A 9,982-nucleotide genomic window follows, 5' to 3' on the forward strand; every position below is an offset into this window, starting at 1 on the left:
TGAGAGGCCCGTCGGCCCAGACGGTGTCGCCGCCCTTCAGCAGGTAGCGGCCGGTCAGGTCGGCGGCGGTCAGGTCGTCGTGGCAGGACACGGTGTAGAGCGGCCGGCCGAGCTTGGCGGCCATATGGGCGACGAAGCGGGTCTTGCCGCAGCCGGTCGGCCCCTTCAGCAGCACCGGCAACCGGTTGCGGTGGGCGTGCTCGAACAGCGCCACCTCGTTCCCGGTCGCCGCATAGAAGGGGACCGCCATGCCCTCCGGCCCGGTCGTCATTCAGCCGGTGCCACCGAGGGCCGCGAGCGCCGCGGGAGCTGTTCGCGGGCCGGGCCGAACATCGCGTAGAGGAAGAGCAGCACCGACAGCGCCACGACGATGCCGGAGCCGAGCCGCATCCAATAGAACAGCGCCAACTGTTCCTGCACCTCCATGTAGGTGATGCCCATGACGCGCTGGAGATGGACCTGGACGACGCCGGCGAAGGTCAGGGTGAAGGTCATGAAGGCCATCGCCGAGGTCATGATCCAGAAGCTCCACATGTTGAGCACCTGGTTGTAGGGCGCACGGCCGCGCAGGTTGGGCATGGCATAGGAGATCATCGACAGGTTCAGCATCACATAGGCGCCGAAGAAGGCGAGATGCCCATGCGCCGCGGTGACCTGGGTGCCGTGGCTGTAATAGTTGACGAAGGACAGGGTGTGCAGGAAGCCCCAGACGCCGCCCCCGAAAAAGGCCATCACCGGCGTGCCGAGCGTCCACAGGAAGGCCGCCTTGTTCGGGTGGTCGCGCCGCCCCTTCCAGGCCATGGAGAAGGCGAACAGCACCATGGCGAAGAAGGGGGCCACCTCCAGCGTCGAGAAGACGGAGCCGATCCACTGCCAATAGCCGGGCGCGCCAATCCAGTAGTAATGATGCCCGGTGCCGAGCAGGCCGGAGAACAGGGCGAGGCCGACGATGGCGTAGAGCCATTTCTCCACCACCTCGCGATCGACGCCGGTCATCTTGATGACCAGGAAGGCGAGGATGGAGGCCATGATCAGCTCCCATACCCCCTCCACCCACAGATGGACGACGTACCACCAGTACAGCTTGTCCACCGCGATGTTGCCGGGATTGTAGAAGGCGAACAGGAAGAAGATCGCCAAGCCCCAGAGTCCGAGCAGCAGCACATTGGTGACCGCCGTGCGCCGCCCGCGCAGAACCGTCAGCGAGACGTTGTAGAGGAAGATCAGCGCCGCCACGACGATGCCGATCTTGACCCACAGCGGCTGTTCCAGGAACTCGCGCCCGCCATGGATGCCCAGCAGGTAGCTGCCGACCGCCCCCAGCGCACCGACCATCAGGATCACCAGCTGGGCATAGGCCAGCATCGGGCTTTCGATGTCGCGCTCCGCCTCCTCCGGGATCAGGTAATAGGCGGCGCCGAAGAAGCCCAGCAGAAGCCAGACGATCAGCGCGTTGGTGTGGATCATGCGCAGGATGTTGAAGGGCAGGATCTCCGACAGGAAGTTCGGGATCACATAGACGGTTCCGGCCAGGGCCCCGAACAGGATCTGGACACCGAACAGCGCCATGGCGCAGACGAAGTACCAGTAGGCGATGCGTTGCGTGGCGAATCTCATCCGATGGTCCCTCCCTCAGCCCGCGTTGTTCGGTGGCCAGCCCTGGGTCTTGACGCGGCTGGTCCATTCCAGGAAATCGACCAGATCGTCGAGTTCCTGGTCGGTGAGGTTGAATTGCGGCATCTGGCGGCGCCCTTCGACACCGCTCGGCTGCGATTGCATCCACGCCTTCAGCGCGTCGCGTGCGCCCTGCGGATCGTCGCGTCCGCCATAGCGGACCCACACATTGCCGAGTTCCGGCGCGAAATAGGCACCCTCCCCCAACAGCGTGTGGCAATTGATGCAGGAATTCTTCTCCCACACATGTTTGCCGCGAATCACGCTCTCGGTCAGCGTCGATTCGTCGGTGCTGACGGTTCGCATGTAATAGTGGCTGTGGGCGGTCAGAAGGACAAAAACCACAAGGAAGAATGCGGAGCCGCCGTAGAAGATGTTCCGCGTGGCCGATTTGGTCAGGCGTTCAGCCATCTTCACCCTCCTTCAGCATGCGCTGTCTCGGGTTGTAACGTGCTGAGTCAACCCTACAACTCAGCCGTGCTCACGGAAGGGTGGCATAGGGCTGATACCAAAGAGTGAAAGGGTTAAGTACTTTGATTTCATTCTAGGCGTCTCCCATCGTTGAACTGCTTGATGGTCTCCGAAAAAATCGGCGCCGTTCAATCATCAGGCGATGCTTCTGGATACCGCCTCCAGTGCCTGGTCCAAATCCATGAGAAGATCGCTTTCTCCTTCCAGGCCGATGGACAGCCGCAGCAGGCTGTCGTCGATGCCGGCCACCCGCCGCGCCTCGGCCCCCATACTGGCATGGGTCATCGTCGCCGGGTGGGCTACGAGGCTTTCCACGCCGCCGAGAGACTCTGCGAGTGTGAACAGCCTGACCGATTCCACGAAACAGCGCGCGCCATCTGCGCCCCCCTTGATGTTGAAACTCAACATCGCCCCAAAACCACGCTGCTGGCGCACCGCAATCGCGTGACCGGGGTGGGACGGCAGGCCGGGATAATGCACGGCCTCGACGCAGGGATGGCGATCCAGGAAGTTGGCGATGGCAATGGCGTTGCGCTGCTGGTGCTCCAACCGGGGAAACAGCGTTCTCACGCCGCGCAACGTCATGTATGCGTCAAATGGCGAGCCGGTGACGCCGGTCGCGTTGGCCCAATCCTCAAGGCCTTTCAGGTCCTGCGGGTCCGCCGCGATCAAGGCTCCCCCTACGACATCCGAATGACCGTTGAGGTATTTGGTCGTCGAATGGATGACGAAGTCCGCTCCCAGGGCAATGGGTTGCTGGAGCGCGGGTGAAAGGAAGGTGTTGTCGACGGCGATCTTGGCTCCCATCGCCCTGCCCTGCTCGGCAATCCGGGCAATATCCGTGACCCGCATCAGCGGATTGCTCGGGGTTTCCAGAAGAATCAGAGCAGGGCGCCGCGCGAGAGCCGCCGCCAGACTGGCTTCGACGTTCTGATCGACGAACACCACGTCGAAATGGCCCTTTGCCGCACGCATGGAGAGCAGACGATAGGTGCCGCCGTAGCAATCATGCGGCGCAACCACCAACTGCCCTGGACTGAGCGTCGTCAGCAGCAGATCGACCGCAGCCATGCCCGTGGCCGTGATCACGGCACCGGCGCCGCCCTCGAGCTTCACCAGGGTATCGGCAAGCTGATCGCGTGTCGGGTTCGCCGTCCGCGAATAGTCGTAAGATCCGGGTTTCTCGAAGCCGGGAAAGCGATAGGTGGTCGACAGGTAGATCGGTGACGTCACCGCACCGAACGCCGCGTCGCTCCCGATGCCGTTGGCCGCGGCAATGGTCTGCGCAGTTTTGTTGTTTTCCATGCTCAGCCTCTTCGATTGCGTGTTCCAGCCTGCGCCGAAAGCTGAACCACCGGTGCCTTCCGCATCTGCCGAGATCGTTGCACGGCGATCTCTGACTCCGTGCTCGGCAGCTCGTGACAGATCGCATGAAGCCTAGGGTGCACTCGCAAAGAGCAACAGCGAATTTCCCCGATGGTTTGCATCTAAAATTTCCATAGCCGCTGCTGAGGCCGGTGACCCGATCACATCAGCCTCGCCATTTTCTTGTCTACTCAGGGCAAGGCGTTAAGCAACGCCAGCAGCAAGGGCTTTGTTTTCCTCAACTCATCCAGGTGGACTGCCGACAGGTCTTCCAGGACGGCTTCCGCCTGTGGCGTCAGGACAAGGACCACGCGACGTCGGTCGTCGGCACTTTCCAGGCGGACGACCAAATCCGCCTTCACCAGCCGGTCTACCAACTCGCCGGCACTGTGATGGCGAACCAGAAGCTTGTCGGCCAAGTCCCCGATGCTCATTCCACCATCGCCATGCCCTTTGATCGCCAGGATTGCCTGATGCTGCTGCGGAGTAAGGCCGCTGGTCCGGGCCGCGGCTTCACTGAACGCCAGAAAGCGGCGGAGTGTGTGGCGAAATTCGGCCAAGGCTTGATAATCGCTCGACCTGATCGGGCCGTTGACCCGATCCATCCTGCTTCCGGCCGCCAATTTTGCGGCTGTCCTCTCATCGTCGCTCATATCAACCCGACCGTTGTTCCGGCTTGAAATATATCGGATCACGATATAAACGCAAGGAACGGCGTGGGCGGCCAGTACCGCCGCTCACCCCGGATCGCCCGCATTTCCCCAACTCATTGGCTTTCTGCATGCTCCCGTCCTCAAGGGTTCAAGACCGTACGGCGCCGTCCAAGATGCTTGCCGACTTCACCACCGATCGCCGCGTCCTGATGCTGATCGCCATGGCCCTGTTCGTCGGCAGCGGAGGGACGGTGGCGGCCTGGGTGCTGATCAAGCTGATCGCCCTGGTCACCAACATGGTCTGGTTCGGCCGCCTCAGCACCGCAGACGTGTCGCTGGGCGTGTTGGAGCCATCGCTGTGGGTGGTGGCTGCTCCCGCCCTTGGCGGGCTGGCAATCGGACTGATGGCCCGCTTCGGCAGCGACAAAATCCGTGGCCACGGCATTCCGGAAGCCATCGAAGCGATCCTGATCGGCGGAAGCCGGCTGCAGCCGAAGGTGGCTGTCCTGAAACCGCTGTCGTCGGCGATCTCGATCGGAACCGGTGGTCCTTTCGGAGCCGAGGGCCCGATCATCATGACGGGCGGAGCGATCGGTTCGCTTTTCGCCCAATGCTTCCATCTGAGCGCCGCCGAGCGCAAGACACTGCTGGTCGCTGGCGCCGCGGCCGGCATGACCGCGATCTTCGGCACACCCGTTGCCGCGCTGCTGCTCGCGGTCGAACTCCTTCTGTTCGAATGGAAGCCGCGCAGTTTCCTTCCGGTGGTTGCCGGCTGCCTGATTTCGGCGGCCTGGCGCCCCCTGCTGTTCGGCACCGGCCCCCTGTTTCCTTTCACGGGACCGGTCGCTCTCCCCTGGTGGGGGCTGATTGCGTGCATCGGCCTTGGCATCGTCGCCGGTCTGCAATCCGGGCTGATGACAATCATGCTCTACAAGGTGGAGGACCTGTTCGATCGGTTGCCCATCCATTGGATGTGGTGCCCGGCGATCGGCGGGATCGTTGTCGGCTTGGGCGGCTTGATCGAACCGAGGGCGATGGGCGTCGGCTATGACGTGATCCGCGACCTGCTGTCACCTGGAACCGGAGTGCGCGAGGTCTTGGGTGTTCTGGTCGTCAAGCTGATCATCTGGGTCGTGGCGCTGGGCTCCGGTACGTCCGGCGGCGTGCTGGCGCCGCTGCTGATCCTGGGCGGAGCCTCCGGATGGCTGGTTGGACTGGCGCTGCCTGGCGACCCGTCATTGTGGGCATTGCTCGGGATGGCGGCGATGATGGGTGGAACGATGCGCTCGCCGCTCACCGGGATCGTCTTCGCCGTTGAACTCACCGGCAACCTCGACACCCTGTTGCCGCTGCTGGCGGCGACCGCCGCGTCCTACGCGGTGACCGTCCTGCTGCTGAAGCGTTCGATCCTGACCGAGAAGATCGCACGCCGTGGCCATCACCTCACACGCGAATACAGCACCGACCCGTTCGAGCTTCTGCGAACCTCGGACGTGATGGTGACTGCGGTCGACACCTTGCCAGGGACGATGACGGTGGACGAGGCCGTCGCCTTTTTCACGACCGCCGAACACCGCCATAAATCCTATCCGCTGGTCGACCGCGAAGGTCGCGTGATCGGCATGGTGGGGCGCACCGATGTCCTGCGCTGGACCGGTTCGGACCAGGATGGTGGAGCGACTCTCGACGATGCCCTATCCGACCGGTCGATGGTCGTGGCGCATCCCGACACGGTGCTGGGCCGCTTGGTTGACCTGATGATCAAGCATGATGTCAGCCGGGTGCCGATCATCGATCCGGCCAGCCGTCGTCTTCTGGGCCTCGTCTCCCGCAAGGACCTGTTCAAGTTCAGGAGCAACACGACCGAACTGGAAAATAAGCGCGCCGCATATTTCGGCCGTTCCCGGCGGCGGACCAGCGCTTAGCCGGCGGCTTTTGCCCTCGACCTAAAAACAAGCAAACAAGAAGTGAGAAGACTGCGCCATGGAGACCTCACGCTTTTCCGACCTCTCGCTCTCCATCCAGGAGCAGCACCGCCTCGGTCACGCTCTGCTCCATGCCGCCGCGGATGCGATTGTCTATTCCGACCGCAATGGCGTGATCCGCTTCTGGAATGCGGGAGCGGAGCGCATCTTCGGGTTCAGTGCGGCCGAGGCGCTGGGGCAGAGCCTGGACATCATCATTCCCGAACGTCAACGCGACCGGCACTGGGAGGGCTATGACCGGGTCATAGCGAGCGGGCAGACCCACTATGGAAAGGGTGATCTGCTGTCGGTTCCCGCCTTGCATAAGGACGGTCACCGCATCTCGACGGAGTTCACGATCATTCCGGTCTACAACGACCAGGGCATCATGGTGGGCATGGCATCGGTGATGCGTGACGTAACGGCCCGCTTCGAGGAGATGAAGGCGTTGCGGAGGCAACTGGCCGGCCGCTAGTGCGCGGCAACGTCGTCGGCCAGCTCCGCGTCGACCATGACGGCGCCATCCGCCGGACGGTTGATCTGGTCGCCGGCGCCGACGTCCCCGCCTCCAGCGGCATCAGGGCCTGGATACGGAAACTGGGTTATTCGCTCTCCTAACGGCAATCCACCGCCGCAGACCAAAAGCCCGACTGCCACCAAAAGTCTGTCACCCCCAGTTCCGGATGGGCTGCTGCCGCAGGTGGAACTGGGGGTGACAGGACTCAAGACACCGCTGTTCACCAAGGGTCAAAGCGGGTCGAGCAGTCGCGGGCCTGGACCGGACGCGGAGAGCACGTCCCAGGGATTCCGCAAGGGACAGTCACTGATCGACAGACAGCCACACCCAATACAATGGTCAAGTTCATCACGAAGCCGTGCGAGCTTGGTGATACGGTCGTCCAGCTCATCGCGCCACGCACTTGACATCCTCCTCCAGTCCTCGGCGGTCGGCGAACGGTCCTTGGGCAATACGTCAAGGGCCGCCGCAATCGACCCCAGGGAGAGGCCGAGCCGTTGCGCGACCTTTATGACTGCAACCCGGCGAAGGACATCCCGGGTATAGCGACGCTGATTGCCATCACTGCGCCAGCTTTTTATCAGGCCTCTGTGCTCATAGAAGTGGAGTGTCGAAACCGCGACTCCTGAGCGTTTTGCCACATCGCCTACGCTGAGATCCCGATCGTAGGTCACTGGATCGAGCATGGCCGGTCTCATCCCTTGTTGATCTGATGTCAGCTTGATCTGATGTCAGCCGGAACCGGCTGACGGAACCTCCGCTGCGCCGACGGTGTCGGCTCGATGGCCATGGTCAGAGGAGGCCGGCTGCACGGGCCCACTTGTATTTGGCGCCCAGCACGGCAACCGGGGTTTCGGTGGTATAGGGATAAGCGACGATGCCGTGTTCATAGAGGAAGGCGGCGGCCTCCTCCACCTGTACGTCGCCGGCCAGCGAGGCGACGATCGGCTTCTCGATTCCCTTCGCCTTCATCTCTTCCTTAACGTCGACGACGAGCTGTGCGAACACCATCGGCGGGGTGATGATCGTATGCCAATAGCCCAGGATCAGGGAATGGATGCGGTCATCCTCCAGACCGAGGCGGATGGTGTTCTTGTAGGTGGTCGGCGGCTCGCCCCCGGTGATGTCCACCGGATTGCCGGCGGCCCCGAAGGGCGGGATGAACTTGCGGAACGCCGTGTCGAGATCGGGAGGCATCGTCATCAATGACAGGCCGTTGTCCACGCAAGCGTCCGACAGCAGCACGCCGGATCCGCCGGCCCCGGTGATGATGACGACATTCTCGCCCTTCGGTGTCGGAAGCACCGGAATGCCGCGGGCAAACTGGAGCAGATCCTGAAGGCTGCGGGCGCGGACGACGCCGCTCTGAGCCAGGACATCCTCATAGATCTTGTCGTTGCCGGCGAGCGCACCGGTGTGGGAACTGGCCGCCCGCGCACCCATCGAGGTCCGGCCGGCTTTCAGGACGACCACCGGCTTCTTCTTGGACACCCGCTTGGCGGCATCCGCAAAGGCCCGGCCGTCCTTCAGATCCTCGCAATGCATGGCGACGACCTGGGTGTTGTCATCCTGCTCGAAGAAATAAAGCAGGTCGTCCTCGTCGATGTCCGACTTGTTGCCGAGGCCGACGATGGCCGACACGCCCATCTTGGCCGAGCGGCTGAAGCCGATGATCGCCATGCCGATGCCGCCGGATTGCGAGGACAGGGCGGCCGTGCCCCGCACGTCATAGGGCGTGCAGAAGGTGGCGCAGAGATTCTTGGGCGTATAATAGAAGCCGTAGATGTTCGGCCCCATCAGGCGCACGTCGTATTTACGGGCGATCTCGACGATGGCGTCCTGCCCCTCGACATTGCCCGTTTCAGCGAAGCCCGAGGGGATCAGCACGGCGCCGGGGATCCGCTTTTCACCGACCTCAGTCAGGGCTTGCGCGACGAATTTGGCCGGGATGGCGAAAACCGCCACGTCGATGTCGCCGGGCACATCCTTGACGCTTCGGTAGGCCTTGTAGCCCAGGATGTCGTCGGCTTTGGGGTGGATCGGGTAGATTTTCCCCTTGTAGCCCCCGTTGATGAGGTTCTTCATCACCGAGTTGCCGATCTTCCCGTCTTCCGACGAGGCACCGATCACCGCCACCGCGTCCGGCTTCATGATGCGGTTCATCTGCCGCACGATCTGGTCCGGCGTCGGGCGGTAGCGCGGCGTCTTCGCCTCGAAGTCCAGGACCACGCGCACGTCGGCGGCGATGGCGCCGTCCTCGCGGGCGAAGACCGGGTTCAGGTCGAGTTCCACGATCTCCGGCACATCGTCGACAAGGCGGGAGACGTTGACGATCAGGTCGGCGAGAGCGGCGCGATCGACCGGCTTGCCGCCGCGCACCCCTTTCAGCATGTCCGCGGCCTGGATGCCGTCGAGCATCGCCTCGGCATCCTCCCGTGTCACCGGGGCCAAGCGGAAGGTGACGTCCTTCAGCACCTCGACCAGCACGCCGCCGAGACCGAAAGCGACCAGCTTGCCGAAGCTCTGATCGGTGATCGAGCCGACGATGACCTCGGTTCCGCCCGTCACCATCTGTTGGACCTGAACGCCGATCAACTCGGCTTTCGGATCGTAGGCGCGTGCACGACCCATGATGGTCTTGTACCCGTCGCGCACCGCATCGGCGTCGGGCACGCCGACCAGCACGCCGCCGGCTTCCGTCTTGTGCAGGATTTGCGGCGACACGATTTTCATCACCACCGGGAACCCCATGCCTTCGGCGAGCCGGACGGCGTCATCGGCGCTGCGGGCCAGTCCTTCGCGCGGCACCGGGATGCCGTACAGATCGCAAAGTTCCTTGGCTTCCGGTGCGGTCAAGGAGGTACGGCCTTCGACCTTCGCGGCATCGAGAAGGCGGCGCACCACCTCGGTCGGGCGTCCGACGCGGGCCGGATCGATTACAACAGTCATAATGGTCCCTCTCCTGTCTGTCAGTCTGAAATCCCGCAGGGCGGGCAGAGGCGAACGGTCGTTGGAAGGGGCGGAGTCTCGGTGCATGCTTTTTTGTGTTGCCGGTGCTGGTTGCCCGGTCGTGACCCGGTCCTAATCGGCGGCGATGCGTGTCTGGGCCGGCCCCAGTGCGCCGCTTTCATGCGCCTGGGTGATGCTCTGTTCGTCAAATCCCAGCACGTCGCGCAGGATTTCGTCGGTGTGCTCGCCCAGCAGCGGGGAGCGGGTGACTTCCGTCGGGCTGTCGGACAGCTTGATCGGGTTGCCGACCGTCAGGTAGCTGCCGCGGGTCGGATGCTCCACCTCGACCAGCGTGCCGGTCTCGTAGAGCGACTTGTCCTCGGCGATCT

The 9,982-nt window shown here is 63.3% G+C and carries 10 protein-coding genes and 1 pseudogene; 3 read left to right on the top strand and 8 right to left on the bottom strand.

All coding sequences use genetic code 11. The features are described 5' to 3' along the window. The 5 genes from TSH20_RS30525 to TSH20_RS30545 all read right to left on the bottom strand — a co-directional run. Positions 1 to 271 (bottom strand): AAA family ATPase (locus TSH20_RS30525; protein ID WP_146207502.1); only part of this gene is annotated, 271 nt, incomplete at its 3' end. After that, the gene (locus TSH20_RS30530; RefSeq protein ID WP_109154706.1) at positions 268 to 1,617 is read right to left on the bottom strand and encodes a cbb3-type cytochrome c oxidase subunit I; all 1,350 of its coding nucleotides are present in this window, start codon (positions 1,615 to 1,617) and stop codon (positions 268 to 270) included. The genes TSH20_RS30530 and TSH20_RS30525, both read right to left, overlap by 4 nt. A gap of 15 nt (positions 1,618 to 1,632) precedes the next feature. After that, positions 1,633 to 2,085, bottom strand: coding sequence for a cytochrome c (locus tag TSH20_RS30535; RefSeq protein WP_109157734.1), 453 nt, complete (start codon positions 2,083 to 2,085; stop codon positions 1,633 to 1,635). A gap of 195 nt (positions 2,086 to 2,280) precedes the next feature. Then, positions 2,281 to 3,450, bottom strand: coding sequence for a cystathionine gamma-synthase (gene metB, locus TSH20_RS30540; RefSeq protein WP_109157735.1), 1,170 nt, complete (start codon positions 3,448 to 3,450; stop codon positions 2,281 to 2,283). Positions 3,451 to 3,701: 251 nt separating this feature from the next. Continuing rightward, a complete protein-coding gene (locus TSH20_RS30545) occupies positions 3,702 to 4,163 on the bottom strand; it encodes a MarR family transcriptional regulator (protein ID WP_109157736.1) in 462 nt (153 codons plus the stop codon). Between the two features lie 209 nt (positions 4,164 to 4,372). Between TSH20_RS30545 and TSH20_RS30550 the strand changes: the two genes are divergently transcribed. The 3 genes from TSH20_RS30550 to TSH20_RS35150 are packed head-to-tail and all read left to right on the top strand — an operon-like array spanning position 4,373 to position 6,745. Continuing rightward, positions 4,373 to 6,088, top strand: a complete 1,716-nt coding sequence (locus TSH20_RS30550) for a chloride channel protein (RefSeq protein WP_199232166.1) — start codon at positions 4,373 to 4,375, stop codon at positions 6,086 to 6,088. 58 nt (positions 6,089 to 6,146) lie between these two features. Next, positions 6,147 to 6,602: a PAS domain S-box protein gene (locus TSH20_RS30555; protein WP_109157738.1), complete on the top strand. Its 456-nt coding sequence runs from the start codon at positions 6,147 to 6,149 to the stop codon at positions 6,600 to 6,602. Next, on the top strand, positions 6,602 to 6,745 hold the full coding sequence (locus tag TSH20_RS35150) for a hypothetical protein (RefSeq protein ID WP_158282095.1): 144 nt from the start codon (positions 6,602 to 6,604) through the stop codon (positions 6,743 to 6,745). The genes TSH20_RS30555 and TSH20_RS35150 overlap by 1 nt, the downstream gene beginning before the upstream one ends. Positions 6,746 to 6,874: 129 nt before the next feature. Here the strand turns inward: TSH20_RS35150 and soxR are convergent, their stop codons facing one another. The 3 genes and pseudogenes from soxR to TSH20_RS30570 form a co-directional block, all read right to left on the bottom strand. Beyond that, positions 6,875 to 7,330 carry a redox-sensitive transcriptional activator SoxR gene (gene soxR / locus TSH20_RS30560; RefSeq protein ID WP_109154711.1) on the bottom strand — a complete coding sequence of 152 codons (456 nt, stop codon included), beginning with the start codon at positions 7,328 to 7,330 and terminating at the stop codon, positions 6,875 to 6,877. Positions 7,331 to 7,436: 106 nt separating this feature from the next. Next, a complete protein-coding gene (locus TSH20_RS30565) occupies positions 7,437 to 9,593 on the bottom strand; it encodes an acetate--CoA ligase family protein (RefSeq protein ID WP_109157739.1) in 2,157 nt (718 codons plus the stop codon). A gap of 132 nt (positions 9,594 to 9,725) precedes the next feature. Beyond that, positions 9,726 to 9,982, bottom strand: a pseudogene (locus TSH20_RS30570) (CoA transferase); the annotation flags it as partial.

Source organism: Azospirillum sp. TSH20 (assembly GCF_003115935.1).
Lineage (GTDB): Bacteria > Pseudomonadota > Alphaproteobacteria > Azospirillales > Azospirillaceae > Azospirillum.